This is a genomic window from Natronomonas sp. CBA1123, from assembly GCF_009741925.1.
Lineage (GTDB): Archaea > Halobacteriota > Halobacteria > Halobacteriales > Haloarculaceae > Natronomonas.
This window is the reverse complement of record NZ_WPCC01000016.1, coordinates 40,002-64,281: the sequence shown is the minus strand read 5'-3', so window position 1 is coordinate 64,281 and position 24,280 is coordinate 40,002. Positions and strand designations below refer to the sequence as shown.

At 63.5% G+C, this 24,280-nt stretch carries 25 protein-coding genes and 2 tRNA genes; 15 read left to right on the top strand and 12 right to left on the bottom strand.

Annotation, left to right across the window (positions count from 1 at the left end):
• Nucleotides 1-121: biotin/lipoyl-containing protein (locus tag GJ631_RS09380; protein ID WP_156708904.1), on the top strand; the 121-nt coding region annotated here is incomplete at its 5' end.
• Nucleotides 122-422: 301 nt separating this feature from the next.
• On the opposite strand, the gene GJ631_RS09375 is transcribed toward GJ631_RS09380, so the two are convergent.
• The 3 genes from GJ631_RS09375 to GJ631_RS09365 are packed head-to-tail and all read right to left on the bottom strand — an operon-like array spanning nucleotide 423 to nucleotide 2,401.
• Entirely contained in the window at nucleotides 423-1,319 is an 897-nt protein-coding gene (locus tag GJ631_RS09375) for a DMT family transporter (RefSeq protein WP_156708903.1), read from the bottom strand.
• Nucleotides 1,316-1,555 carry a hypothetical protein gene (locus tag GJ631_RS09370; protein ID WP_156708902.1) on the bottom strand — a complete coding sequence of 80 codons (240 nt, stop codon included), beginning with the start codon at nucleotides 1,553-1,555 and terminating at the stop codon, nucleotides 1,316-1,318. Before GJ631_RS09370 ends, GJ631_RS09375 begins: the two co-directional genes overlap by 4 nt.
• Nucleotides 1,556-1,609: 54 nt before the next feature.
• Nucleotides 1,610-2,401: a hypothetical protein gene (locus GJ631_RS09365; RefSeq protein WP_156708901.1), complete on the bottom strand. Its 792-nt coding sequence runs from the start codon at nucleotides 2,399-2,401 to the stop codon at nucleotides 1,610-1,612.
• A gap of 365 nt (nucleotides 2,402-2,766) precedes the next feature.
• On the opposite strand from GJ631_RS09365, the gene GJ631_RS09360 reads away from it, so the two are divergent.
• Nucleotides 2,767-3,921 (top strand): PAS domain-containing sensor histidine kinase, encoded by a 1,155-nt coding sequence (locus tag GJ631_RS09360; RefSeq protein WP_197424951.1) that lies wholly within the window; start codon nucleotides 2,767-2,769, stop codon nucleotides 3,919-3,921.
• A gap of 318 nt (nucleotides 3,922-4,239) precedes the next feature.
• A complete protein-coding gene (locus tag GJ631_RS09355; protein WP_156708899.1) occupies nucleotides 4,240-6,504 on the top strand; it encodes an amino acid permease in 2,265 nt (754 codons plus the stop codon).
• Nucleotides 6,505-6,513: 9 nt separating this feature from the next.
• On the opposite strand, the gene GJ631_RS09350 is transcribed toward GJ631_RS09355, so the two are convergent.
• Nucleotides 6,514-6,720, bottom strand: coding sequence for a hypothetical protein (locus GJ631_RS09350; protein WP_156708898.1), 207 nt, complete (start codon nucleotides 6,718-6,720; stop codon nucleotides 6,514-6,516).
• 119 nt (nucleotides 6,721-6,839) lie between these two features.
• On the opposite strand from GJ631_RS09350, the gene GJ631_RS19235 reads away from it, so the two are divergent.
• Nucleotides 6,840-6,965: a hypothetical protein gene (locus GJ631_RS19235; protein ID WP_255453934.1), complete on the top strand. Its 126-nt coding sequence runs from the start codon at nucleotides 6,840-6,842 to the stop codon at nucleotides 6,963-6,965.
• 21 nt (nucleotides 6,966-6,986) lie between these two features.
• Here the strand turns inward: GJ631_RS19235 and GJ631_RS09345 are convergent, their stop codons facing one another.
• The 4 genes from GJ631_RS09345 to GJ631_RS09330 all read right to left on the bottom strand — a co-directional run bounded on the left by GJ631_RS09345 (nucleotide 6,987) and on the right by GJ631_RS09330 (nucleotide 9,729).
• Nucleotides 6,987-7,544 carry a high-potential iron-sulfur protein gene (locus GJ631_RS09345; RefSeq protein ID WP_197424950.1) on the bottom strand — a complete coding sequence of 186 codons (558 nt, stop codon included), beginning with the start codon at nucleotides 7,542-7,544 and terminating at the stop codon, nucleotides 6,987-6,989.
• 406 nt (nucleotides 7,545-7,950) lie between these two features.
• Nucleotides 7,951-8,024 (bottom strand) — tRNA-Thr (locus tag GJ631_RS09340).
• An 11-nt stretch (nucleotides 8,025-8,035) separates the two neighbouring features.
• Nucleotides 8,036-8,542 (bottom strand): N-acetyltransferase family protein, encoded by a 507-nt coding sequence (locus GJ631_RS09335; RefSeq protein WP_370518619.1) that lies wholly within the window; start codon nucleotides 8,540-8,542, stop codon nucleotides 8,036-8,038.
• Nucleotides 8,539-9,729 (bottom strand): phosphoglycerate kinase, encoded by a 1,191-nt coding sequence (locus GJ631_RS09330; RefSeq protein WP_156708896.1) that lies wholly within the window; start codon nucleotides 9,727-9,729, stop codon nucleotides 8,539-8,541. The genes GJ631_RS09335 and GJ631_RS09330 overlap by 4 nt, the downstream gene beginning before the upstream one ends.
• 191 nt (nucleotides 9,730-9,920) lie before the next feature.
• On the opposite strand from GJ631_RS09330, the gene GJ631_RS09325 reads away from it, so the two are divergent.
• From GJ631_RS09325 to GJ631_RS09310, 4 genes are read left to right on the top strand one after another with little or no spacing between them, the layout of a single operon-like run.
• Nucleotides 9,921-11,057: a branched-chain amino acid ABC transporter permease gene (locus tag GJ631_RS09325; protein WP_156708895.1), complete on the top strand. Its 1,137-nt coding sequence runs from the start codon at nucleotides 9,921-9,923 to the stop codon at nucleotides 11,055-11,057.
• The gene (locus GJ631_RS09320) at nucleotides 11,054-12,460 is read left to right on the top strand and encodes a branched-chain amino acid ABC transporter permease (RefSeq protein WP_156708894.1); all 1,407 of its coding nucleotides are present in this window, start codon (nucleotides 11,054-11,056) and stop codon (nucleotides 12,458-12,460) included. The genes GJ631_RS09325 and GJ631_RS09320 overlap by 4 nt, the downstream gene beginning before the upstream one ends.
• Nucleotides 12,453-13,325 (top strand): ABC transporter ATP-binding protein, encoded by an 873-nt coding sequence (locus GJ631_RS09315; RefSeq protein ID WP_156708893.1) that lies wholly within the window; start codon nucleotides 12,453-12,455, stop codon nucleotides 13,323-13,325. Before GJ631_RS09320 ends, GJ631_RS09315 begins: the two co-directional genes overlap by 8 nt.
• Nucleotides 13,322-14,101 (top strand): ABC transporter ATP-binding protein, encoded by a 780-nt coding sequence (locus GJ631_RS09310; RefSeq protein ID WP_156708892.1) that lies wholly within the window; start codon nucleotides 13,322-13,324, stop codon nucleotides 14,099-14,101. The genes GJ631_RS09315 and GJ631_RS09310 overlap by 4 nt, the downstream gene beginning before the upstream one ends.
• A gap of 49 nt (nucleotides 14,102-14,150) precedes the next feature.
• On the opposite strand, the gene GJ631_RS09305 is transcribed toward GJ631_RS09310, so the two are convergent.
• From GJ631_RS09305 to GJ631_RS09295, 3 genes are all read right to left on the bottom strand, one after another.
• The gene (locus GJ631_RS09305; protein WP_156708891.1) at nucleotides 14,151-15,425 is read right to left on the bottom strand and encodes an ABC transporter substrate-binding protein; all 1,275 of its coding nucleotides are present in this window, start codon (nucleotides 15,423-15,425) and stop codon (nucleotides 14,151-14,153) included.
• Between the two features lie 97 nt (nucleotides 15,426-15,522).
• The gene (locus GJ631_RS09300; protein ID WP_370518618.1) at nucleotides 15,523-16,284 is read right to left on the bottom strand and encodes a GTP cyclohydrolase III; all 762 of its coding nucleotides are present in this window, start codon (nucleotides 16,282-16,284) and stop codon (nucleotides 15,523-15,525) included.
• Nucleotides 16,285-16,381: 97 nt separating this feature from the next.
• Entirely contained in the window at nucleotides 16,382-16,684 is a 303-nt protein-coding gene (locus tag GJ631_RS09295) for a DUF5785 family protein (RefSeq protein WP_156708889.1), read from the bottom strand.
• Between the two features lie 129 nt (nucleotides 16,685-16,813).
• Between GJ631_RS09295 and GJ631_RS09290 the strand changes: the two genes are divergently transcribed.
• Entirely contained in the window at nucleotides 16,814-17,464 is a 651-nt protein-coding gene (locus GJ631_RS09290) for a helix-turn-helix domain-containing protein (RefSeq protein ID WP_156708888.1), read from the top strand.
• A gap of 37 nt (nucleotides 17,465-17,501) precedes the next feature.
• Here GJ631_RS09290 and GJ631_RS09285 read toward each other — a convergent pair whose 3' ends face one another.
• Entirely contained in the window at nucleotides 17,502-17,957 is a 456-nt protein-coding gene (locus GJ631_RS09285) for a DUF5793 family protein (protein WP_156708887.1), read from the bottom strand.
• A gap of 140 nt (nucleotides 17,958-18,097) precedes the next feature.
• On the opposite strand from GJ631_RS09285, the gene GJ631_RS09280 reads away from it, so the two are divergent.
• From GJ631_RS09280 to GJ631_RS09255, 6 genes are all read left to right on the top strand, one after another.
• Nucleotides 18,098-18,598, top strand: coding sequence for a hypothetical protein (locus tag GJ631_RS09280; RefSeq protein WP_156708886.1), 501 nt, complete (start codon nucleotides 18,098-18,100; stop codon nucleotides 18,596-18,598).
• 112 nt (nucleotides 18,599-18,710) lie between these two features.
• Nucleotides 18,711-20,336 (top strand): type II/IV secretion system ATPase subunit, encoded by a 1,626-nt coding sequence (locus tag GJ631_RS09275; protein WP_156708885.1) that lies wholly within the window; start codon nucleotides 18,711-18,713, stop codon nucleotides 20,334-20,336.
• Entirely contained in the window at nucleotides 20,337-22,433 is a 2,097-nt protein-coding gene (locus GJ631_RS09270) for a type II secretion system F family protein (protein ID WP_156708884.1), read from the top strand.
• 74 nt (nucleotides 22,434-22,507) lie between these two features.
• Nucleotides 22,508-23,143 (top strand): class I SAM-dependent methyltransferase, encoded by a 636-nt coding sequence (locus tag GJ631_RS09265; protein WP_156708883.1) that lies wholly within the window; start codon nucleotides 22,508-22,510, stop codon nucleotides 23,141-23,143.
• A 186-nt stretch (nucleotides 23,144-23,329) separates the two neighbouring features.
• Nucleotides 23,330-23,400: transfer RNA gene (locus GJ631_RS09260), tRNA-Gly, on the top strand.
• Nucleotides 23,401-23,709: 309 nt separating this feature from the next.
• Nucleotides 23,710-24,138, top strand: a complete 429-nt coding sequence (locus GJ631_RS09255) for a universal stress protein (protein WP_156708882.1) — start codon at nucleotides 23,710-23,712, stop codon at nucleotides 24,136-24,138.
• Nucleotides 24,139-24,280 lie beyond the last annotated feature (142 nt).

The window sequence follows — 24,280 nt, the reverse complement described above, 5'->3', positions numbered from 1 at the left end:
GCTCGAAGCGATGAAGATGGAAAACGACGTCATCGCCGAACTCGGCGGCACGGTCAAGGAAGTCGCCATCGAGGAAGGACAGTCGGTCAACCAGGGCGACCCGCTGGTCGTCCTCGACTGACGACACCTGGTATCCGTTTTTTTGGACCCGAGTGTTCTGAGAGCCCGTTCTGTTATTTAAATTTTCTGCCGGACTCGGACGGTGTATGATAACACATCACTTAGACAGCGGACCGAGTTGTAACGCGTATGTCGAGTACCGACGAGGCGAGGCATGGAATCGGCATCTGTGAGAAATGCGATTCCATCCAACCGGTGGAGGTCCGACCCGGTGGAGGCGTCCACGCGGTCGGAAACCCCAACTGTCAGTGTGGTAGCAACGATTTTAGACTCCTCGAGTAGTTCGCCGTTCACGGTCGATTTTACCCATCGAGTTCTTCAGCGATAGTGCGAGCCTTCAAGACGACGAACCCGCCCGTTATGAGAGCGAACCCGCCGACCATCGGCAGCGACACGGTCTCGTCGAGCAGGACGACCCCGCCCGCCGTCGCGAACACCGGGACGACGTAGGAGACGAGATTGATTTCCAGCGGGCCGAAGCGAGCAAGCAACGTGAAGTAGATGACGTAGGCGATGGCGCTGGCGAAGACGCCGAGGTAGACGACGGCGGCGACGGCGACGAGCGACGGCGTCACGTCTGCGGCACGCTCGCCGATGGCGAGGCTTCCGCCGTGGAGCATGAGCCCACCGACAATCATCGCCCACGCCGTCATTCCGGCGGTTCCGAGCGTCGGTCGGCGATTCCGCAGGAGGACGCTCCCCAACGCGACGCTTCCGGCCGCGGCGACGACGAACGCCACTCCGACGAGTTCGGCGGTGAGGAGGTTCTCGGGGTCCGGTCGCGCGATGATGCCGACGCCGAGGAGGCCGACGACGACGCCGGCGATTCGCCGGATGCCGATGGGTTCCTCCGGGAGGAACGCCGCAGCGAAGCCCGTCGTCAGGATGGGGACGAGACCGTACAGTATCGAGGCGATGCCGCTGGGTATCGACTGCTGGCCGACGAACAGCAGGCTGTTGCCAGCGATGAGAAACGCCCCGGCGACGAGGATGGCGAGGCCGTCCTCCCGTGTCCGTGGCTGCCACTCGATGCCCCGAGCGACGAGGAAGGCCAACAGGAGCACCCCGCCGACGTCGTATCGGGCCGCAGCGAACAGAAGCGGCGGCAGCGACGGCAGACCGGCTCGAATCGCCGGGAAAGACAGTCCCCACAGTCCCGCCAGCGCGACGAAGAGTCCGAGGTTTCGCGCCCGCGTCATCGTTCGCTCCCGGCGACGAGTAGGTACAACAGGAGCATCACCATCGGAACGACCAACACCACGAACGAGCCGGCCAACAGCGCGGCGCCCGCGGGACTCACCGTAATCGTGGTCACGCCGAACGGAACCGTCCGAGGCAGGGCGGGGGCCGAGAGGACGACGCCGACCAACGCCCCGACGAGGAGCGCGAACCCAGTCCCGACGGTATCTCGTATCTGCATGCGTTGTCGCTGCATCGGCCGCGCCCGTGAAGAAACCGCCCCATCGACGCAGTCACGGACGACGCGTCGCTACCCGAACAGCACCGCCGAAAGCAGGACGGCCGCCCCGGAACCCAACGCAGTGACCGACAGAACGGCGGTGCCGGCGTAGCCCACGGCGGGCCGCCACCGTCCGATTCGACCGAGCGCCGCGACGGCGAGGACGCCGACAAACGCGTGTGCCGCGAGGAGTTGCCAGCCCGACGGCGAGACGCCGGCTGCTTCGGCAGTAAGGGACAGCCACGAGGTCACGACCGCTTCGCGGCCGGTTTTGAGCGTCTCCGTGGCGATGGCCGAGGCGACGCCGTCGAAGACGACGGCCGCGACCGCGTACAGTCCCGCGAACCGGAGTCGAGCAACCGCGTCGGTGTAGACCAACGACAAGACGAAATAGGGACCGACGGCGACGACGGGGGCGGCGACAACGGCCAACGCAATCCATGCGAGACGGACCGCCGACACTGCGGGGGCAGTGTACAGTAGCCCACCGAGGACCACCGCCGCTGTCCCGGTCCCCGACGCTGCGAGATATCGCTCGCTGTGTGGCCGCTTTCGGAGTTCCGCGATTCCGGTGAAGGCAAACCAGATTCCGAGTGCGACGACGAGGAGGCTCACCAACAGCGTCGGCACCGTGAGGAACGGAACCCCGTCGTAGACGCCGACTTCCGCAGCGACGACGACACCGCCGGCAGCGACGGTCCACGGCCCCGTCGCGGGGACTGTGGCCTCCGAGAACGGGAGACTCTCCATCCAGCCGGCGACAGCCACGGCGAGGGCTCCGACGGCGACGGCAGCGACCAACTGGACCGTCGGTTCGACCATACCGTTGGGGGAACCCGGTGGTGAAAAGCCCTTTCGACCGCAGATGCGGGTCGAATCGTTATCCGATGCGAGCCATTATACCGTATGGCGCGGAAACACGTGTCGATGGAACGCTCCCTGGATGCAGTTCCGGTCGGTATCCTCCTGGCGCTCGGTGGCGTCGTCGCCATCGGCGTGGCTGGACAGCGAGCCACGGCTGCCGAGACCATCGACCCGATTTTCGTACTCGCGCTCGCACCGATGTTCCTCGCCGGGGGCGTGCTGTTGACGCTGGGCTACCGCGTCACCACGCTCTCCGCGACGCGGGTCGCATCCTCCTGTGGACCGTCGTCGGCGGTTTCGCGGTCGGTGGGGCGGCCGACGCAGTGTTGCTTCGAACGCGAGCGTTCGGCGCCCCGCTCGACCCGCTTTTGGTCGTCGCCGCGGTCGCCTCGGTCGGTACCGCGGGCGCCGCCGCCGCCGCGTTCGTCGACACGAGACGTAGGAACACGGTCGAAGAGCTCTCCGAACGGGTGGCCGTCGCCGAAGGGACTCTCGACGCCGCACACGGATTCGCGGTCGCCCGCCTGGACCCCGAAGGGTACATCGAGGAGTGGAGCGACGGCGCAGCAGAGATATTCGGCTACGCCGACGCCGACATCGTCGGCGCCCGTCTCGACGCGCTGTACCCCGAAGACGACGACAAGGAGGCCAAACAGCACCTCCAGCGGGCGCTCAGAACCGACGGCGTGGACATCGATGGCGAGTTCCAGTGTGCCGACGGAACGACGTTCTACGGGTCGGGCACCCTCTCGGCGGTAGAGGGTGAGGAGTCGCTGCTCGGCTACGTCCTCGTCGTCGCCGACCGAAGCGAGGAGCGCGAACACGTCGAGGGGCTCGAACGGCGGAACAAGCAACTCGAGGCGTTCGCCTCGGTCGTCAGCCACGACCTCCGGAACCCGCTGAACGTCGCCATCGGCAACATCGGAATGGCAAAGAGCCGCGAGGACGACGCCGACCAACTCGAAACCGCCGAGGAGTCGCTCGAACGGATGGAACGGCTCATCGAGGAAGTGTTGACGCTGGCCCGACAGGGCAAAGACGTCGACGAGTTCGAGCGCGTCGAACTCGAAGAGGTCGTCCAACTCGCGTGGGGAAGCGTCGACGAGATGTGGGCGCAAGTGGAGTACGACGACCTGCCGGCCGTGACCGCCGACAGCGAACGCCTTCGGCGACTGTTCGAGAACCTCTTCCGGAACGCCATCGAACACGGCGGCGACGACGCCACAATTCGCGTCGGCATGCTCGACGACGAGGGGTTCTACGTCGAAGACGACGGCCCCGGCATCCCCGAACACAAACGCGACGAGATTTTCGAAGCGGGCTACACGACCGGCGACGACGGCACCGGTCTCGGCCTCGCTATCGTCCAGAGCATCGCCGAGGCCCACGGCTGGGAAATCTCCGCGGCCGAGGGCGCCAACAGCGGCGCGAGATTCGAAATCCGGGGCGTCCAGACGCTCGCCGACGTGACCGCCTAATCGAACCTCCTCTTCCGGCTTTAGGCAAGTGTCGTTCCGAGATACGTTACGGCGAGGGCGACCGATGCCACCACCACGGCCGTAAGCACGAACAACCCAGTCTTCGCGGCCAGATGCATACCAGAAGGTTAGTTCCGAAATCGCTTAAACGGCGCTCGATTTTTCAGGCTCTGAGAACGGACTTTACTTGGGAGCTCCTCACACGCCTCGCTCGCAGTTGGTGAGATATAAACCGCGTCGAGTCCTCAGGGCGAGTATGCCGAACCTAGTCGTCTCCGTAACAGGGATGAACCGTGGATGCGGGCGTTCGGGTGACCGATGAGCGACGAGGAACTCGCGAAGGACCTCGGGCCGCTCGCCGCGTTGACCATCGGTATCGGGACGATGATTGGTGCTGGTATCTTCGTCCTCCCCGGGACCGCCGTCATGCGGGCCGGACCGCTCGCCGCGGCCACGTTCGTCCTCGGCGGTATTATCGCGCTGTTCACCGCGCTTTCTGCCTCCGAACTCGGTACCGCGATGCCGAAGTCCGGCGGCGCGTACTTCTACATCAATCGCGCGCTCGGTCCGCTGTTCGGGTCCATCAGCGGGTGGGCCAACTGGATGGGGCTGGCCTTCGCCTCGGCGTTCTACATGTACGGCTTCGGTGAGTACGTCAACACGCTGGTGGGCGCACCCGCACTCGCGTTGGGTCCGCTGTCGCTGTCCGCGGCCCAAACTATCGGTCTCATCGGTGCGCTGCTGTTCATCGGCGTCAACTACGCCGGCGCCAAGGAGACCGGCGGCCTCCAGAACGTCATCGTCCTCCTGTTGCTCGGTATTCTGGGGCTGTTCACCCTCGTCGGCCTGTTCAACGCGGACCTCCAGAGCCTTCGTCCGCTGGCTCCACCCGGGACGACATCGGAAGTACTGCCGGTGACCGCCATCGTCTTCGTCTCCTATCTCGGATTCGTCCAGATTACGTCCGTCGCCGAGGAAATCAAAGACCCTGGTCGGAACCTTCCGCGGGCCGTCATCGGCAGCGTCGTTATCGTTACCGTCGTCTACGCGCTGTTCCTCTTGGTGTTGCTCGCGGCCGTCCCGAACGAACTCGTCGCCGGCAACGACACCGCCGTCGTTGATGCCGCCCGACTCCTCTTCGGCCAGTACGGAATCTTCGGTATCGGATTGGGAACGCTCGGTGCGGGACTGCTCTTGCTCGGCGGGCTGTTGGCGACTGCCTCTTCGGCAAACGCCTCCATTCTCTCGTCGTCACGAATCAACTTCGCGATGGGTCGAGAGAAGATTATCACCCCGGAACTCAACGATATCCACCCCCGTTTCGGAACCCCGTACAAGTCCATCGCCGTCACCGGAGCGCTCATCATCGTTTTTCTGCTCGTTGGGAACCTCGAACTGCTCGCGACCGCGGGGTCGGTGCTTCACCTAATCGTTTACGGCCTGTTGAACCTCGCGCTCATCGTCATGCGGGAGGCCGACCCGCCGGGCTACGACCCGGACTTCGAAGTACCGCTTTACCCCGTCGTTCCGATTGTGGGCGCGGTCGTCTCTTTTGCGCTCATCGCCTACATCGAGTGGCGCGTTATCGTCCTCTCCGTTGCGTTCGTCGCCTTCGCAGCCGTCTGGTATCTGGTGTACGCACGAAGCCGCGTCGAATCGACAGGCGTTCTCGCCTCGTGGATACTCGACCGCTCGGAGGACCTCCCGGACGCGGCGGTGTCGGCGGCTACGTCAGTCCGGCCAGAAGGCGATAGCTTCCGCGTGATGGTGCCGCTGGCGAACCCCGAACACGAGACCGAACTCATCACCCTCGCAAGCGCCATCGCCAACGAGCGTGACGGAACCGTCGTCGCCGTCCACATCGAGCAGGTCCCCGACCAGACCTCGCTTGCGGCGGCCCGCGAACAGGGCGACCACGAAGCAGCGCGTCAGATACTCGAGGACGCCCGCGCGGACGCCGAAACGTTCGGCGCAGACATCGAGACCCACACCGTCCTCTCACACCGGCGGTTCGAGGAGGTGTTCGACGCTGCCCGGCGCTACGGCGCCGACCTCACCATCATGGGATGGGGAGAACGCTCCCACGACGCACCACACCGCAGCGAGGGACTCGTCGACGAACTCGCCAACTCCCTGCCGTGTGACTTCCTCGTGTTCCGGGACCGTGGCTTCGACCCCTCGCGTATCCTCCTGCCGACTGCCGGTGGGCCGAACTCCGACCTCTCGGCGGCCGTCGCGAAGGTGTTCCAATCGGAGTTCGACGCCGAAGTGACGCTGTTCCACGCCGCCGGCGACCGCGAGGAAGCCCGCGAGTTCCTCCAGTCGTGGGCCGCCGAGCACGACCTCGAAGACGCCATCCTCCGGCCTGAGACCGGACCGGTCGAACCCGCTATCGCCGAGGCGGCCGAGGACGCCACGCTGTTGGTCATCGGCGCTGCCGGACGTGGCGTCATCTCCCGTCTCGCCAGCGATTCGCTAGTCCTCGGAGTCCTCAACGACGTGGACTGTTCGGTGCTTATCGCCGAAAAGAAACACGATCGAACGCTTCGGGAGCGACTGTTCGGAGAACGGAGCGAGGAGTAACCGACCCGACTACTCCAGCAATCCGAGGTCTTCGGCGACGTAGTCGGCCAGTTGGTCGAACACGTCGGGGTCGACCTCCGCGACGGCGTCGCCGTCGTGTAGCTGTTCGTTGTGACGTGCGACCGCGTCTTCGACCTCCGAGAACGGTATCTTCGTCCGCGTCCCGCAGTCCGAACAGACGATGGGTATCTCCGGTTGGTCGTCGTCCGTTGTCATACCGTCGACTCCGCCGGCCGCGTTCAAAACCGAACCGATTCCGCTCTGACCGAGCAGACACGTTTAATCACCCGTCAATACGTGGCAAGGGAATTAGGCTGCTCGGGTCCTAATGAACGATGGGCGCCGACACTACGGATAACCATTACCACCGTCGTGCTGCCGTCGGCGTCCGACCGCTCCGGGTTCGCCCGGAGACGGTCCGCCTCCGTTCGCGGTCGTCGGTTCCTGCCCTCGAATCGTGACTCCGTCTCTCACGACGGCACTCAGGCCTCTTCGCTGACGTGTTCCCAGATAGTACACCAATCTTCGACTGCGATGTACCCCTCAACCTTCGCACAGGCGCCCCACATGTCGCCGTTCTCGTCCGGGATAAATTCCGCACAGTTCCCACATGATTGTCCCGGTTGAGCGGGCCCGTCCGCGATGGCATCGACGGACTCCATCAGGCTCACGGCTTCTTGACTCTGCAGTTCGTCGGGATTGCGTTCCTCACCAGCCTGCGAACTCGCCGTCCGGTACTCCTCAGGCACCTCGGCTGTCGCAAGCTCCGCTTCGGACATCCCCTCGGGGACTTCAGGTTCGGGCAACGCCTCGTAAATCACACACCAGTCCGCACCGTCGATGTACCCCTCGACCTCCACACAGGCACCGAACGTGTCTCCGTTCTTGTCCACGATGTAGTCGGCACAGTTCGCACAGCACGTCCCAGGCTGGTGTGCGTCGTTCTCCAGAGCCTCCTCGTATTCGGAGAAGCCGACGTCCGATTTCGAGCTTAACTCGTCGGGATTGCGTTGTTCGTTTCCCAGCGATGTCGCAGACATGTACACGTCAGGCACGGGGCCGCTTTCGAATTCCTCCGCTGAGACTCCCTCTGGTCGTTCTTCCTCTCCTTCCCCTTCTTCCTCTTCTTCCTCGCCTTCCGGTTCGGTTGTCCCGTTACCAGTGTCTCCCGTACACCCGCTTAGTGCTGCTACCCCGACTGTCGCCACGAGGTAATTCCGCCGACTCCACATGTTGTAGTTCGATGTTCGCTGACGCCAAGAAGCCCTCTTAGACATACTAAACGATTATTCCTCTAAATCAAATCCGAGTGGGTACTTCCCAAGAAATGAAAACGTCCGCGCTATTCAAAACGGCCGACCGAGGAGACGTTGTGAGGTACTCATTACACTGACTTCTCTGAAGTGCTGAAAACAGCCTTTTGGGGGCTTCGAACGCGAGAAAACAAGCCAGGGGAGGGATTTGAACCCTCGAACTCCCGATTACAAGTCGGGTGCTTGAACCACCCAAGCTCCCCTGGCGCGTTCGCGTCTTATTCGTCGCCCGTAGTGAGAGTGTCGCTTTCGGTCGACTTTTCGAACTCGACTCGGTGGGGGTGGTAGCCGTGCCGTCGGTAGAACCGACGGGCGTCGTCGTTTTTCGCCATTGCCTGCAGCGCAACGGCGTCGACGCCCATCTCCGAAAGCGCCGCCTCAGCGCGGGCCAGCAGCGCGGCTCCGATTCCCGCCCCGCGGTTGCCCTCGGTGACGTAGATGTTGTGGACGACGCCGCGGTGGACGTCCTGCTCGTAATGCTCGGTTTCTCTGCCGAACGTGACGAAGCCGACGATTGTGCCCTCGCGTCGAGCCACGAGAACGGTATCCGTGACGATATGCTGGAGCATCGCCTCACGGACCCGGTTGCGGTTCTCCGCTGGAAGGAGGTTCGAACCGTGTGCCCGCTGGTCCGTCGCGAGGTCGACCCAGATGTCGGCCAGTCGGGCGGCGTCGTCGCTTTCGGCACCCCCGATGGTCACGTCCGACGGACACGTCGCGGTCACGACTGGTCGTTCAACACGTCGACGCCGATGAGCGACCCGCCGGTCAACATGTTGAGTGCGGCGCCGCCGCCGGTGGAGACGTGGTCGAACCCGCCGACGCCGAGGCGTCGCAGCGCAGCGGCCGTGTCGCCGCCGCCGACGATGCTCATCTCCGAGCGCGTGGCCGCGGTGTACAGCTCTCGGGTACCCAGCTCGAAGCGGTCGTCTTCGTAGACGCCCGCGGGGCCGTTGAGGATGGCCGTTCCCGCGTCTTCGAGGATGTCGGCGTAGGCGGCCAGCGTCCGAGCACCGATGTCCATCGCGGGGTTCTCGGCGGGGAGGTCCTCGAGGTCGAGTTCGACGCGTTCGCCGTTCCGCTCGATGGCCACGTCCCGTGGCATGTAGATGCGGTGGCTGAAGTCGTCGAGGAGGTCGCCGGCGCCCTTCACGGCGTCGTGGCTCCGCTCGTTGACGACGGCCGCCGAGGCTGCCCCGAGAGAGACGCCGTCGGCGAGTAAGAAGGCGTTGCCGACGATGCCGGCGGTAAGCACCGAGTCGGCGAGGCCGCGTTCGAGTACCGACCGAGCGACCTCGATGGAGTCGTCCACCTTCGCGCCGCCGAGGACGTACACGCGCGGTTCCGGGCTCTCTGAGATGTTGCCGAGCACGTCCAGTTCGCGTTCCATGACGCGGCCGGCGTAGGAGGGGAGCACTTTCGGAAAGCCGACGATAGAGGGCTGTCGACGGTGAGAGGCCGCGAAGGCGTCGTTGACGTAGGCATCGAGTGCGGGGACGAGTTTCTCGACGAGATACGTCTCGGCGGCTTCGGCGGGGTCGAAGGACATGTACTCCTCGGAGTAAAAACGGGTGTTCTCCAGAAGAACGACCTCGCCGTCGTCGAGGTCGGCCACGCGTTCGCGTGCGGCCGCAGTGAAGGTGGCGTCACAGTAGCCGACCGGCGCCTCGAGGAGTTCGTCCAACCGTTCGGCGTGGGTCGAGAGGTCAGAGAAGTCGTCGCCGCCGGGCCGACCCTGATGGGCGAGCAAGGCGACGCGACCCCCGCGGCGACACAGTTCTTCGATGGTGTCTACGTGGGCGCGAATCCGGGCGTCGTCGGCGAGTCCGTCCCCGTCAATCGGACTGTTGATGTCGACGCGAACCCCGAGCGCCTTACCCTCGGCGTCGAGGTCGTCGAGCGTCCGTATCATATCTCCCCGTGCCCACGGCGCCCGCATAGGCGTTTTGTTCTCCCCCAACCCCACTCGCGGTCGGCGTCGTCTGTTGCCGTCGAGTACCGTCGACTGCCGTGCATCTCCGAGGGTTCATTACAACCGCGTTGGTCGGTACCGCCGGTTTATTTAGTGCTCCGAATTCCGAAGGTACTGCGTGAAAAAGAGCCATGGACGTAGCTGAGACATATTCGGACGGTAGACGGCTCCTCGTCGAGCGACCGGCGGTCGGCCTACTCGGGGTCGCACTTCTGTATCTGTTCGTCGACCTCATGTTACGACTCGCAAACGTTCCGGTCGAACTCATGGGCGTCGAGGTCATCGGTGGCACACTCGCCGTTTCGACGTTCGGTCGGTTCCTTCTCGACGGATTAATCGTCGGCCTCGTCGTCGGCCTCGCCGGCGTCGGGCTTTCGATGACGTACAGCATTCTCAACTTCGCGAACTTCGCACACGGGGACTACGTCACCACCGGTGCGTTCAGCGGCTGGATTGCGGCGTACCTCGTCGGCGCCTTCACGTTGGGTGTCGAGGAACCCATCGGTCGACTCCTGATGATTCAGGCACCGTCGCTCGTCTCGGCGTTCAGTTCGCCGCTGGCAATCGTCGTTGGCATTATCCTCGCGGGACTCGGCGCCGTACTCACCGCACTGTTTCTCGACCGCATCGTGTACCGACCGATGCGCGATAAAGGTGGTATCCCGCTTCTCATCGCATCCATCGGGGTCGCACTCGCGCTCCGCTACGCCATCGTATTCATTTTCGGAACCGGGTCCCGTGGCGTGACCGCCACCGGCTCGATTCCGGAGGTGGCGATTCCGACTGGCGACGGAACGATTCCGATGAACCTTCACGAGGGGACGCTCATCGTCGCGGCCGTCGTGTTGATGTTCGGCATCCACTTCCTGCTCCAGCGGACCAAACTCGGCAAAGCGATGCGTGCGATGGCCGACAACAAGGACCTCGCACAGGTCACTGGCATCCCCACGGAACGCGTCATCCGCGCGACGTGGATTATCGGCGGCGCCCTCGCTGGCATCGCAGGCTTTCTCATCGTCCTCGAACGCGGGACGCTCAGCTTCAACATCGGTTGGCGGCTCCTGCTTCTCATCTTCGCCGGCGTCATCTTGGGCGGTATTGGGAGTGTCTACGGCGCGATGGCCGGCGGCATCGTCATCGGCATCGCCTCCCGAGTCTCGCTCGTGTGGATTCCCTCCGACTTCGCTCGCGTGGCGGCGTTCTCCGTGATGATTCTCGTGTTGCTGTACCGACCCGAGGGTCTCTTCGGCGGGGTGAAAACAGCATGAGTGTCGCACAACGCGCGTGGGGAGCGGTTCCCGACTCCGTCAAGGAGAGCGACAGACAACTCATCGCCGGAGTCCTGCTTTTCACCTACCTCCTCTACATTCTCGCACAGACGTTCCTCGCAATCGCGAACAACGCAGCGATACTGCCAGCAGTCGCGAACAGCCTCCAGAACATCACGTTCCTTATCGCGGTTTACGCCATCATGGCCCTGGCGCTGAACCTCCATTGGGGGTACACCGGTCTGTTCAACATCGGTATCGCGGGGTTCATGGCCGTCGGCGTCTACTCGATGTCGATTCTCGCGGCCCCGGCGACCGGCTCCCCGCCCGGCCTCGGACTCCCGATTCCGGTCGCCGTCGTCGGTGCCGTCGCCATCACCGCCCTCGTCGGCGGGATCGCGGCGCTTCCAGCGCTGCAACTCGATGCTGACTACCTCGCAATCGTCACCGTCGGGTTCTCCGAAATCATCCGCCTCGTCCTCAACGCGAGTTACTTCGCCGGGACGGTACAGGACCCCGAAGCGAGCGGCTACAACGTCGTCGATATCTTCGGTATCCAGTTCGGTACCGGTGGGGGACAAGGCATCAACACGCCGACGTCCTCGCCTGCGGATTTCCTCTACTCGACGACCTCGCTTGGTGACCTCCTGTACGGTCCGAGCGGTGACCCCAACGCGTTGGGGTCGGCCGTCTACGCTGCTGCCGAATCCGTCGGCGTCAACTCCAGCGTCGTCAACGGCGCTACGTACTCGTTCTTCCTGTTGCTCGTCGTCGTAACCCTGTACTACGTGCTGTTGGTCCGTATCGGCAATTCGCCGTTCGGTCGCGTGCTGAAGGCAATCCGAGAGGACGAACTCGTCGCCCAATCGCTCGGGAAAGACACCCGCTGGTTCAAGGTCAAGGTGTTCATGGTCGGTTGTGCGCTGATGGGCCTCGGCGGCATCCTCTGGCAAGGCTCTTTCGGCTTCGTCAACCCCAACACGTTCCGACCGATTGTGACGTTCTACATATTCACGGCGCTCATCGTCGGCGGCGCCGGCTCGAACACCGGCAGCGTCATCGGTGGGGCGGTCTTCGCCGCGTTCCTCTTCGAGGGGCCGCGGCAACTCGCCCGAATCGTCGAAGTGCTCGTCACGTCGGTCTTCGGGTCGCTCCCGTCGCCGACCACGTTCTACGCCGCGGTGGTGTCGCTGAACCCCCTGGCGTGGCTCGGCTACACCATCGACAACGTCTCGACGCTGAAGTTCGTCTTCCTCGGGGCGGTGTTGGTGTATCTGATGCAGAACCGCTCGGATGGCCTCTTGGGCCACCGGAAGGAAATCGCCGCGAGCATCGACCTCAGCGACCGCACGCCGCGGAAGCGGGAGTCGGCGGCGGCAGACGGAGGTGAGTCCGATGAGTGACGCCACCGACACGCCGGCCCCGCAGGGTAAAGACCCCGACGAACTACCCGAGGTCGAAGACAGCGACATCGAGAAAGCTGCCCAAGAGACGCCGCGGGGACTCCCGCTGCGGGTTCAGGGGCTCGAAAAGCGCTTCGGCGGTATCACCGCCGTCGACGGCGTCTCCTTCGAAGTCGAGGAGGGGTCGCTGACGGGGCTTATCGGCCCCAACGGCGCCGGCAAGTCGACGACCTTCAACTGCATCACGGGCGTCCACGACGCCGACGGGGGCGCGGTGTTGTTCCAAGGCGAGGACATCACCGGCCTGAAGCCGTACGAAATCGCCAACCGCGGTCTCGTTCGGACGTTCCAAATCGCCCGCGAACTCGAAGAGATGACCGTTCTCGAAAACATGATGCTCTCACCTCGCGGCCAGCGTGGCGAGAAACTGGTCAACGCGGTCACGCCCGGTCTCCGCGACGACGTGGTCGCCCAGGAGACCGACCTCCGTGAGGAGGTCTGGGAAACCCTGGAGTTCTTCGAAATCGACCACCTCGCCGAGGAGTACGCGGGCAACCTCTCGGGCGGCCAGCGAAAGCTGCTCGAACTCGCGCGTGCGCTGATGGTCGACCCCGATATGCTGCTGTTGGACGAACCGTTCGCCGGCGTCAACCCCTCGCTGGAGGAGAAACTACTCGACAGAATACACGACTTACGCGAGCAGGGATACACGTTCCTGCTCGTCGAACACGACATGGACCTCATCATGGAGAACTGCGAACGCGTCATCGTCATGCACCAGGGCAAACTCCTCGCGGAGGGGTCGCCCGAGGACATCAAGAACAACGAACAGGTCATCGAGGCATACCTAGGTGAGGACGTATGAGTTCGGGCACCGGCGACCAACGCGACGTGACCGACGCGGACGTCAACGCGACGAACTTCACCACGTCCGAGGACAGCCTCCTGCAGGTCGGCGACCTCGATGCCGGCTACGGTGACCTCAAAATCCTCGAGGAGGTCGACATGAACGTCGAGGACGGCGAATACGTCACCATCGTCGGCCCGAACGGTGCCGGGAAGTCGACGGTGATGAAGTCGATATTCGGACTCACGAACGTCATGGGCGGTACCGTCGAGTTCGACGGCAGCGACATCACCGGTCGGATGCCGGAGGACATCATCCACCTCGGGTTGGGGTACGTTCCTCAGTCCGACAATATCTTCTCGTCGCTGTCGGTGCTGGAGAACCTCGAGATGGGAGCGTACATCCTCGACGAGGTCCCACAGGAGCGCCTCGACGAGGTGTTCGAGCGGTTCCCCATCCTCGAAGAGCGCAAGGGACAGAAGGCCGGCACGATGTCGGGCGGCCAACAGCAGATGCTCGCGATGGGGCGGGCGCTCATGTTGGACCCCGATTTGCTCATGCTCGACGAGCCCTCGGCGGGGTTGGCGCCCGACCTCGTCGAAGACATGTTCGACCGCATCGACCGCATCAACGAGGCGGGCACAGCCGTCCTCATGGTCGAACAGAACGCCAAGGAGGCGTTGCGGCGCTGTGACCGTGGCTACGTGCTCGTACAGGGCCAAAACCGGTTCATGGACTCCGGCGATGCACTCCTGAACGACCAGCAGGTCCGACAGGAGTTCCTCGGCGGGTAGATCGCGATTGGGTCGTCGCCGCTAAAAAATCGATTTTTGCGCTCCGGGATTACCCGCCGAGATTGACGCTGTCGACCTCGACGAAGTCGCGGTCTTCGACCTCGTAGATACCGTAGGAAACGGCCTTCATGTCGCCGTTTTCGTCGAAGTCGACCGACGAGGACGCACCCTGGTAGTTAATCTCGTCGCCGGCGTCGGCGGCCTCGATGGCCTCCGCGAGTTCGCCGGGACCGAACTCCTCACCCTCGGGGTTGGCGGCTGCTCGCATGTTGTCGCGAATCGCCGTCCCGTCGTTTTCGCCCGCGTAGACGTTGGCGAGCAGACAGACGGCCGTCGCGTCGTAGGCGTGAGCGTTGAACACGCCGGGTGCGCGGTCGTACTCCTCTTCGTAGAGTTCCGTGAAGTTCTCCAGTCCGGGACCGCTGGACTTCGGTGCCGTCCCCGTGACGTTGCCCATGTCGTTGTCGACGTTGTCGGGAAGTTCGTTGTCGATGAGACCGTCGGTGACGACGATGTCCTCGCCCGAATCGAAGTCGCTGTAGTAGTCGCGGAACAGCTGGTTGCCGGATTCGGGATAGCCGATGACGACGAGCAGTCCGGGGCTGTCGTTGAGCGCGGACTCCAACTGCGAGGAGTACGAATTCTGCTGTTGCTCGAAGGAGACTTGCTGTTTCACTTCGCCATCGTATTCGTCTTCGAAGGCAGCGGTGAACGCGTTCGATAGCGCCTGGCCGTAGTCGTTGTTGGTGTACAACGTCGCGGCGTCACTCTGGCCGAGTGTCTCGGCGCCGACCTGAGCGATGACCGGCCCCTGCAGGGCGTCGGAGGGACAGGTTCGGTAGATGTAGTCGTCGTCGTCGAGGTCCGTGACCGCCGGCGACGTCGAGGACGGCGAGACACCGACCGTCGAGTTCGGAATGAGCGACTGTTGGGTCACCTGCATGTTCACACCCGAGGACGCCGGTCCCGTGACGGCCGGATAGCCGGCGTCGACGAGCGCGTCGGCACCGGAGATACCCGCCTGCGGGTTCGTCTCCGTGTCCTCCTCTTGGATGTCGATGGTGTAGCTGGTCGCCCCTTCGAGTTCGGCGGCGGGAAGAATGGCTCCGTCGCGAATCGGCTGCCCGAGGTTACTGAGGTCGCCGGTCAGCGGCAGGAGGACGCCCTGCTTGAGCGCTCGGCCACCGTTTCCGTTCCCGTTGCCGTTCCCATTGCCGTTGCCGTTTCCGTTACCGTTTCCACCGATACAGCCAGCGAGAGTGATGGTGGCGCCTGCTGCACCAACACCCTTCAGCACGTCACGTCGTTGTACGTTGCGTTGCATACCGGGTTCCTATATAAACTGATACGTTATAAAGATGCGCCCCTTGGGCGCGATTCCCAGGGCGAATCATGGCGTATCGTCAGCAATACAGCCGTACTCAGTGACCGAACTCCACGTCGGTGTTCTCTTCGCGGCACGTCTCGAGGGCGTGTTTAGCGGCCATGCCAGCGGATTGGGCGGTCTTGGCGGTCCCGACGCCGACCTTCAGGTCGACACCGACGGTCTCGTGGACGTGTTCGATGGCATCGGCGTACCCCTCGCGGTCGACGGCATCGCAGACGGCGATGATGTTGTCGCCACCGACGAAGAAGGACAGCGAGTCGTGTGCCTTCCGCATGTAGCGCATCAACTCGGCGTACCCCTGTTCGATGTTGATGAAGGAGTCGAACTCGTTGAGCTGGTCGGTGTACTTCCCCGTCGCGTCGTTGACGTCGAAGTGAGCGATTTGGACGTCGTCGTCGGTGCGTTCGTCGTCGGCGAGTGGCTCACCACGGAGCACCTCGGTTCGGCCGCGGTCCTGTGCGCTGCCGGCGTCCTGCAGTTGGTCCGTTGCGACCCCGAGGGCCTCCGCGGGCGCAGCGTCGACGGCGATGCTCAAGCTAATCGACACCGGATAGCGGTTGCCGACGGACTCCTGAATCAGGGCGTGGGCGTCGGCGTCGAGGCCGTTCGTCACTGCGACCATGTTGTCGAAGCGGGTGAAGAAGACGTACCCCTCCCGGTTGCCGAACAGCTGTGAGAGGTCGGCGTACAGTCGTGACTGCAGCGTCTGGAGGTCGACTTCGCGGCGTGGCTCCGGCGTGACAGTCCACGGTCCGTAGTTGTCTATCTGGATGAGCGTTACCTGCGTGTTCGTCACGCCAGACGATTCTCGACGCGCCGGTATTTGCCTTACCATCCACGACGGCAGTGCTAGAGACGTGGCATGCCGCGGAGAAAACCGTGGGTTGCGGACCTCAGGCGCCCTTCGAGAGTTCGACTTCCCACATCCCCGCCGAGCGCATCGCGCGCCCGACGGCTTTGTGGAACGCGACGATGTCCTCGAATTCGTCTTCCTCGACGTGTTCGAAGATGTCGTCGACGCTGACGACGCGTTGATGGTTCAGTCGAATCGGCTCGTCGCCGTGTTCCTCGACGAAGTCGGCTTTCGAGAGGGGGAATCCCTCCTCTTCGTCCAGTTTCTTCGCGAGTATCGCCTGCCCGTACTTGCGCATCCCCTCGGAGCCTTCCTCGCCGTCGGGGTCGTGGGGCCAGTCCATACGGGCCACTCGGTGACCCGTCCCAAAAGCGTTTCCGCTCTGGGTTTCCCGACGCCGGCTTCGTTTGGATGGTTTTGTCAGAAGCTTAAATCCCCAACACGGCCCCGAACTCGGTAGAGCGGAGACCCCATGAAATACCTCAAGCTCGATATCTCACCCACGGAACGGGCGATTCACCCCATCGACGAGTTCGTGGCCGGCCACGACGCCGTCTCCCGGGAGTCGCTTTTACACGTCGACTCCCGCGCCGACGGGACGACCGTACTGCTGTACCGCGTCGTCGGCGACGGCGACGCCTTCGGAGACGCCCTCGACGACCAGCCGTCGGTCCACGACCACGAGGTCGTCGACATCGTCGGCGAGGGGTACCACGCGTTCATCCAGGCGGACTCGACGACCCACGGCAACGCGTTGTTGGACATCGCCCACGAGTACGCGCTCATCATCGACACGCCGCTGGAGTTCACCGACGAGGGACTGCGAGCGACGCTCGTCGGAACACACGAAAACCTCCGTGGGGCACTCGGAGCGATACCGGACGCCCTCGAGTTCTCGGTCGGTGACGCCGGCACGTACGTCCCGGGCTCGGAGGACCTGCTGTCGCCGCTGACCGACCGACAGCTCGAAGTGTTCGAGACGGCCATCGAGGAGGGGTACTACGACGTTCCGCGCAAAGCCACCCACAAGGACATCGCCGACAACCTCGGCTGTGCGCCGTCGACGGTCGACGAGCACCTCCGGAAGGCCGAATCACGGGTCGTCGCCGGCCTCGTCCAGTAATCTCTTCGGTCGCTTTCTCGCCGGGTAAAAACGGCTCTTACAGTTCGACGCCGCTGGGAATCAGACTCTGCCCGCGGAGGAGGTCGCCGTCGGCGTCGTAGACGAGCAGTGTGGACTTGTCGTAGGTCGCGAGGTGTTCGTCTTCGGTTTCGAGGACGATTCGGTATCGGCTTTCGGAGTCGCTTCGCTGGCCGAACTCGCGGGCGGCTTCGACGAAGGAGAACACGTCGCCGGCCGTGGCGTTGAGTTCGAAGACGTACTCGCCGGTGACGCGGTCGGCGATGGCGACGACGCCGTTGGCCTCATCGGAGTCCAGCGGCTCTTTGAGCCGGAAGGCGACGTCGATTTCGTCGCTTTCGAGTACGCTGTCGGCTTTGGTCAGCCTCGATTCGAGCTGACCGACCGGTCCCTCGTAGGTAATCGTGACGACCGGCCGCTGTGGGTCGTCCGCGTCCATCCCGTCGACGGTCAGAGTGAAGTAGTCACGCCGCATCCCTTTGCTACTACGACGTAGGGTCGCCGTAGTGATGAACGTAACGCCAGCGTCAGACGTTCAGTACACACTCATCGAAACGAATCGTTCGGCGACCGTCATGCGGTATCTTTTATTTGCCCCCGCGTGGGTGAGGTGGTATGTGGGTCCGCTCGGAGTACGCCGGTGAACTCGCGGTGCTGTCCGCGTGGCTGTGTGCGCTGCTGCCGTGGAGCGTCTCGTATGCGAGCCAAGGTGGTCTGCGACTGTACCGCATCCACTTCCTCTATCTGTTCTTCCAGTTCATTCCCGGCGTCGACTTCGGACAGTACGATACCCCGTATCTACTCGTCTATCGCGCGCCGGGGTTTCCCGACAACGCTGGCGTCGCCTTCGGCTACCAGTTGTGGATACTCGCCGCCGCCGTCTTCACCGTCGCGTTGGCACTGAGCGCCGTCTACTACGTCTACGACGAACGGCTGGAAGCCGAGTCGCCGGTCGACCCCGTTCGGCTGATGGGTGCGCTGCTGCTTCTCTCGGCAGTCCCGTTGACCGCGTCGACGTACTTCCTGTTCACCGGGTTCGCCGGCATCACGGTTCCCGTCGGGATTCTCTTCATGTACCTGCTGGGCGGGCTGTTGCTCGTCGTCGAACGAACCTGACGCTCGACGTTTCGTGGCCGCCCGACGGCGGGACACACCGCGAGTTGCGGCGTGGTTTTATGCCGACCCGGCGATAACGGAGTTATAACTGCCGTTAGGAGGGTACTAACAAATGTCAGGCAATCAAGCCGGTGGTCCGCTCGAAGCCATCCGCAACAGCATTCGTCGGACGGCGGAGACGTTCAGCGGCTCTCAGCTTCCGGCGACGCAGTACCAGCCCGGTCATCACGGCAACGTCGTCGGTGACCGCCAGTTCGACGACCGGGAAATCGAGCGCTACTGGCTGAACGCGCCGTTTGCCTACGCGGTCGTGACCTACAGCGACACCGACGACAAACACCTCTACCGCGTCATCGAACCGGAACTCGACCGGTTCGAGGGCGAACTCCTCTCGACGCTGTACGACGACGTCCGAACGCCGCTGTTGTACAGTTCCCGGGACGGCACGCCGGAGGAGGTGTTGGCCGAGGAACTCCGGAACCGCCTCGAGAAGTACGGCATGGAAATCGACGTTGCAGGGTTCTATCGGCTGTACTACTACCTGTACCGTCGGTTTCAGGGATTCGGCCGTCTCGACCCGCTGATGCACGACCCCTCGATTGAGGACATCTCCTGTGACGGCTACGACATCCCGCTGTACGCCTACCACGACGGGTATCAGGACATCGAGACGAACATCTCCTTCGCCGAGGAGGAACTCGACAACTACATCGTCCGGATGGCCCAGCAGGCGGGCCGACACATCTCCGTCGGCAACCCCGTCGTCGAGACGACCCTCCAGGACGGTTCGCGGGCGGAGTTAGCACTCGGGGAAGAAGTGACACCACGCGGGTCGGCGTTCACCATCCGGAAGTACAGCGAGGAACCGTTCACGCCCATCGACCTCCTGGAGTTCGGCACGTACTCGCTGCATCAGATGGCGTACCTGTGGATGGCAATCGAACACAACAAGAACATCATCTTCGCCGGCGGGACGGCATCGGGGAAGACGACTTCGATGAACGCCATCTCGATGTTCGTTCCGCCCCGTTCGAAACTCATCACCATCGAGGACACCCGCGAACTCGCGTTGTATCACGACAACTGGCTGTCGTGTGTCACCCGCGAACGCCTCGACGAGGCCTCGAACGTGACGATGTACGACCTGCTCCGCAGTGCCCTCCGGCACCGCCCGGAGTACATCATCGTCGGGGAGGTGCGTGGCGAGGAGGCGATTACGCTGTTTCAGGCGATGAACACCGGCCACACGACGCTGTCGACGATGCACGCGGACTCGGTACAGACGGTCATCAACCGACTGGAGAACGAACCCATCAACGTTCCGCGGCCGATGGTTCAGTCGCTGGACGTGCTGTGTGTCCAGACGCTCGCTCGCTTCGGCGGCGAGCGGGTTCGCCGGGCGGACGCCATCGCCGAAATCGAGGGCATCGACCAGCGGACGGGTGAACTCGACTACACCGGTGCCTACGAGTGGAACTCCGCCAACGACTCCTTCCGGGAGGGGAACAAGCAGCTACTCGACGAGATACGCGAGGAGCGAGGGTGGTCCCAATCCGAACTGCTCCGGGAGATGCAGCGCCGCCGGACGTTCCTGAAGTACCTCTGGGAGCAGGGAGTAAACCAGTACCAGGAGTTCACGGCGATGGTGAACCGCTACTACGCGACCCCCGAGGAGGTCATCGACCGAATCGAGGCGACCCAAATGGATGCCGACGCCGTCGAGACGCCGAGCCAATAGATGCTGGAGTTTCTCCCGCTGCTCGGAGCGCTCGCACTCGTGGGGGTGTTCCTCGCGACGCCGTACAGCGAGGGGCTCTCGTCGCTGTTGTCACGAACCAGTTTCAGGCTGTTCGACGGCAAGAGCATCGAACCGAGCGTCAGACGCGAGCGGTTGCTCCGCAGCGCCGCCATCGGAACGCCGTACCGGGAGTACACCGCCAAGACGTACCTGTACGTCTTCGGTTCGGCGATGGCCGGCGGTATCCTCGGCGTGTACGTCGGCGTCGGCCTGTTGGCCGTGCTTCGGGAGGTGGGGATTTCGACGACGATTACGGTGCCCTCGCTGGGGCTCTTCGACGGCATCGCCGACGTACCGGTTCTCTCGGAACTCCCGGGGGCGACGTTCGGCATCGAGGTGTTCGACGGCTTCGTGTTCGTCGTGTTGCTGGCGACGAGCAGTCTCGTCGGATTACTCGCAGCGGGCGGTGCCTACGCCGTTCGCTGGCGGATTCCGTCGCTCCGGGCGGACACCCGGCGACGGCAGATAGACGCCGGGATGCCGCGAATGGTCGCGTTCGTGTACGCCCTGACCCGCGGCGGGATGGCGTTTCCGGACGTGATGCGAGCGCTGTCGCGAAACGAGGGCGTCTTCGGTGAAGGGGCCGCCGAGGTCGGCGTCGCCGTCCGCAACATCGATTTGTTCAACGTCGACCTCGTGTCGGCAATCGGGGACCTCTCCCAGCGGACGCCCTCCGAGCAGTTCGAGCAGTTCGCGGAGAACCTCTCCAGTGTCCTCCAGAGCGGACGGAACATCTCGGAGTTCCTCAGAGAGCAGTACGAACGGTACCGCGAGGAGGCCGAAGAACAGCAGGAGGAAATCCTCGATTTGCTCGCGACGACCGCGGAAGTGTACGTCACCACCGTCGTCGCCGGGATGCTGTTTTTGGTGACTATCCTCCTCATCATCGGGTTGACCGCCGGCGATACGCTGTTTCTCATGCGCGCAATCGCGTACGTCGTCCTCCCGGCGGGGAACCTCCTGTTTCTCGCGTACCTCATCGAGGTGCTGCAACCGCTACAGACGACCGGGAGCAGCAGCCGAATCCTCCAGGCGGAGTCGAACGTGACTGTCGAACACGTCGGCATCGAATCCGACGGCGGCTACAACTATCCGAACTCCGAAACCAACCACCAGCGTCTGCGTGCCTACGACCGCCTCCGGTCGATTCGCGAGACGATTACTGCCCCACTGCAGTCGGTCATCCAGCGACCGACACTGGTCTTCGTCGTCACCGTTCCGATTGCGGTGCTGGTGACTGCATACCGGGCGCCCTCGGTAGTCGTCGACGGCGCCATCGAGGTAGGACTGTTGGACGATTTACTGGTGCAAGCGGCCATCTTCCTCATGGGGACGTTCGCGGTCGTCTACGAAATCAAGCAACGGCGGCTTCGACGCCTCGAAGAGGCCGTCCCAGACCTGCTGGAACGGTTGGCGAGTCTCAACGAGGCGGGTATCGCCGTCGTCTCCTCGTTCGACCGGGTTCGACGCAGCGATATCGGCGCCCTCGACGAGGAGGTCGACCGCATCTGGCGGGACATCCAGTGGGGGGCGACCGTCGCACAGGCGCTGGACCGCTTCGAGACGCGCGTTCGGACGCCCTCGGTCACCCGGGTCGTCACGCTCATCACGAACGCGATGCGAGCCTCGAACGAAATCGGGCCGGTGCTCCGCATCGCCGCCGAACAGGCCCGTGCTGACAAGCGACTCCGCCGCCAGCGGCGACAGGAGATGTTCACCTACCTCGTCGTCATCTACGTCTCCTTCGTCGTCTTCCTCATCGTCATCGTCGCCCTCGACTTCGTCCTCATCCCGAACCTTCCGGATAGTGGGGCCGTCGAGGGCGACCTCGCACAGAACGCACCGAGCGTCCTCGGAGGGTTCACGGGCGGTGACGAGGACGCCTATCGGTTGGTGTTCTTCCACACCGCGTTGATACAGTCGACGCTCTCGGGACTGGTCGGTGGCATGATGGGCGGTGGGTCGGTAAAAGACGGCGTCAAACATTCGACGATAATGCTCACCGTGACGTATCTCGTGTTGACGCTTCTGGGCTGAGTCGCCCTTCCGCGCTGTTGGGATGAGACGCCGTCCACCGTCGCGCTCTTGTGTGTCCTCGTCGAACGCGCGGTATGGACGACGACCGGGCGGCGGTTCGGGCGACGTACGAACGAATCGCCGACCACTTCGCGGCGACCCGGGAGTACCCCTGGCCGGAGGTCGAATCGTTCTGTGCGGGTCGCCACGCCGACAGAGCGGTCGACATCGGCTGTGGCAACGGCCGGCACACGGCGCTTTTGGCCGACCACGCGGAGACGGTGGTCGGCGTCGACGTGAGCCGTCGACTGCTCGGCCTCGCACGGGAGCGAGCGCCAGGGGGGTCGTTTCTCGCCGGCGACGCCTCGGCACTTCCCCTGACCGACGACTGCGCCGAGTTGGCGGTGTACGTTGCGACGCTGCATCACCTTCCCACCCGGGAGTTGCGCCGGCGGAGCCTCGACGAGGTGGCGCGCGTCCTCACTCCGGACGGTGAGGCGCTCGTGAGCGCGTGGAGTACCGCCCACGACGCCTTCGATGCCTCCGCCGACGCCACGGAGGGGTTCGATACGGACGTCGATTGGACGCTCCCCGGCGGGGAGACCGTCCCGCGGTTCTATCACATCTACGCGCCGGCCGAATTCGACGCCGACATTGCGGCGAGCGAACTCGAAGTCGTCGACTCGCGAATCTCGAGTGGGAACTGCTACGCCGTCGTCACGCCAGCGTGACAGTGACCAGGACAATCATACGGACAACATGTTTGCCGTCCCCAACCGGTATTGGTGGTCGGTTGGAACGGAAAACTCCTTAGGGGGTGGCGGATATAGGTCCAGATACGCCCCGTTGTGGGGTATCGAGTGCGCCGGTGGTGAGCGGTTCCGTCGGAACCGCGAGTCTCGGCGCGAACGAAGTGAGCGCCGGTGGTCTAGTGGCAGGACCTGAGCCTTCCAAGCTCATGGCCCGGGTTCAAATCCCGGCCGGCGCACTCCCTGTGGTCGTGCGCCGGCCGTAGTTCGAAAACGCCTCACGTTTTTTCTCTCCCGGCCGGCGCATTACGAGGCCGAACGTAGTGAGGCCTCGAAAATATGAACGGGGAGCGATAGCGAGGCGCTCCCTTTGGTCACGCCTCGTACAGTCGAGCGGTGAACGAAGTGAACCACGAGACGAGCGACTCACAAACCACTCTTTGTGCTCGACAGCAGGTCGTCTGTGTCACCGAGAACCACGCTAGCACGTCTGTATCGGCGGGTTCACGGCGGACTTATGTATCCGAAACGTTTCGGTATTACTGTTGATGTTCGACCGGATTCTCTTTCCAACGGACGGCACCGACCACTCCCAAAAGGTACTGCAGTACGCACTCGATATCGCCGAGACGCGGGACGCAACGCTTCACGTGCTATCCGTCGTCGACGACCGTGCGTTTCTGACCCTCGACGACGACCGCGTCGAAACTGTTCGCCATGAACTGGAAGAAGAGGCGCTTGCCGCTGTCGACGAGGCCGTCACCACGGCGGACGGACACGAAATCGAAACGGCGTCGGATGTCGACGTCGGCAACCCCTCAGAGGCCATTCTCGATTACATCGACGAGGCCGATATCGACCTCGTGGTGATGGGAACCAGCGGTGGGAGCTACGAGCGGAACATCGTCGGCAGCGTTTCCCAGCGAGTCGTCGAGCAGTCACCCGTCCCCGTGATGACCGTCGGCCTCGACGCGTGATTCTCGCGGTATCGACTCCCGGTATCCGTCGAACCGTGGCCGCTCTCTGATGAAAACTTTCGGTAGATTCACTGTTCGTTTCGTGCGTCAGTAATAACACCGTTCGCTTTTAGGCCTGAGTTAACACACGTCTCTGTCGCGT

What these genes read in the sequence shown, in the direction of transcription:
- GJ631_RS09375 (WP_156708903.1), bottom strand. Translation starts at nt 1,319, where the DNA reads ATGACGCGGGCGCGAAACCTCGGACTCTTCGTCGCGCTGGCGGGACTG.
- GJ631_RS09370 (WP_156708902.1), bottom strand. Translation starts at nt 1,555, where the DNA reads ATGCAGCGACAACGCATGCAGATACGAGATACCGTCGGGACTGGGTTC.
- GJ631_RS09365 (WP_156708901.1), bottom strand. Translation starts at nt 2,401, where the DNA reads ATGGTCGAACCGACGGTCCAGTTGGTCGCTGCCGTCGCCGTCGGAGCC.
- GJ631_RS09355 (WP_156708899.1), top strand. Translation starts at nt 4,240, where the DNA reads ATGAGCGACGAGGAACTCGCGAAGGACCTCGGGCCGCTCGCCGCGTTG.
- GJ631_RS09350 (WP_156708898.1), bottom strand. Translation starts at nt 6,720, where the DNA reads ATGACAACGGACGACGACCAACCGGAGATACCCATCGTCTGTTCGGAC.
- GJ631_RS19235 (WP_255453934.1), top strand. Translation starts at nt 6,840, where the DNA reads ATGGGCGCCGACACTACGGATAACCATTACCACCGTCGTGCTGCCGTC.
- GJ631_RS09345 (WP_197424950.1), bottom strand. Translation starts at nt 7,544, where the DNA reads ATGTCTGCGACATCGCTGGGAAACGAACAACGCAATCCCGACGAGTTA.
- GJ631_RS09330 (WP_156708896.1), bottom strand. Translation starts at nt 9,729, where the DNA reads ATGATACGGACGCTCGACGACCTCGACGCCGAGGGTAAGGCGCTCGGG.
- GJ631_RS09325 (WP_156708895.1), top strand. Translation starts at nt 9,921, where the DNA reads ATGGACGTAGCTGAGACATATTCGGACGGTAGACGGCTCCTCGTCGAG.
- GJ631_RS09320 (WP_156708894.1), top strand. Translation starts at nt 11,054, where the DNA reads ATGAGTGTCGCACAACGCGCGTGGGGAGCGGTTCCCGACTCCGTCAAG.
- GJ631_RS09315 (WP_156708893.1), top strand. Translation starts at nt 12,453, where the DNA reads ATGAGTGACGCCACCGACACGCCGGCCCCGCAGGGTAAAGACCCCGAC.
- GJ631_RS09310 (WP_156708892.1), top strand. Translation starts at nt 13,322, where the DNA reads ATGAGTTCGGGCACCGGCGACCAACGCGACGTGACCGACGCGGACGTC.
- GJ631_RS09305 (WP_156708891.1), bottom strand. Translation starts at nt 15,425, where the DNA reads ATGCAACGCAACGTACAACGACGTGACGTGCTGAAGGGTGTTGGTGCA.
- GJ631_RS09295 (WP_156708889.1), bottom strand. Translation starts at nt 16,684, where the DNA reads ATGGACTGGCCCCACGACCCCGACGGCGAGGAAGGCTCCGAGGGGATG.
- GJ631_RS09290 (WP_156708888.1), top strand. Translation starts at nt 16,814, where the DNA reads ATGAAATACCTCAAGCTCGATATCTCACCCACGGAACGGGCGATTCAC.
- GJ631_RS09285 (WP_156708887.1), bottom strand. Translation starts at nt 17,957, where the DNA reads ATGCGGCGTGACTACTTCACTCTGACCGTCGACGGGATGGACGCGGAC.
- GJ631_RS09280 (WP_156708886.1), top strand. Translation starts at nt 18,098, where the DNA reads ATGTGGGTCCGCTCGGAGTACGCCGGTGAACTCGCGGTGCTGTCCGCG.
- GJ631_RS09275 (WP_156708885.1), top strand. Translation starts at nt 18,711, where the DNA reads ATGTCAGGCAATCAAGCCGGTGGTCCGCTCGAAGCCATCCGCAACAGC.
- GJ631_RS09270 (WP_156708884.1), top strand. Translation starts at nt 20,337, where the DNA reads ATGCTGGAGTTTCTCCCGCTGCTCGGAGCGCTCGCACTCGTGGGGGTG.
- GJ631_RS09265 (WP_156708883.1), top strand. Translation starts at nt 22,508, where the DNA reads ATGGACGACGACCGGGCGGCGGTTCGGGCGACGTACGAACGAATCGCC.
- GJ631_RS09255 (WP_156708882.1), top strand. Translation starts at nt 23,710, where the DNA reads ATGTTCGACCGGATTCTCTTTCCAACGGACGGCACCGACCACTCCCAA.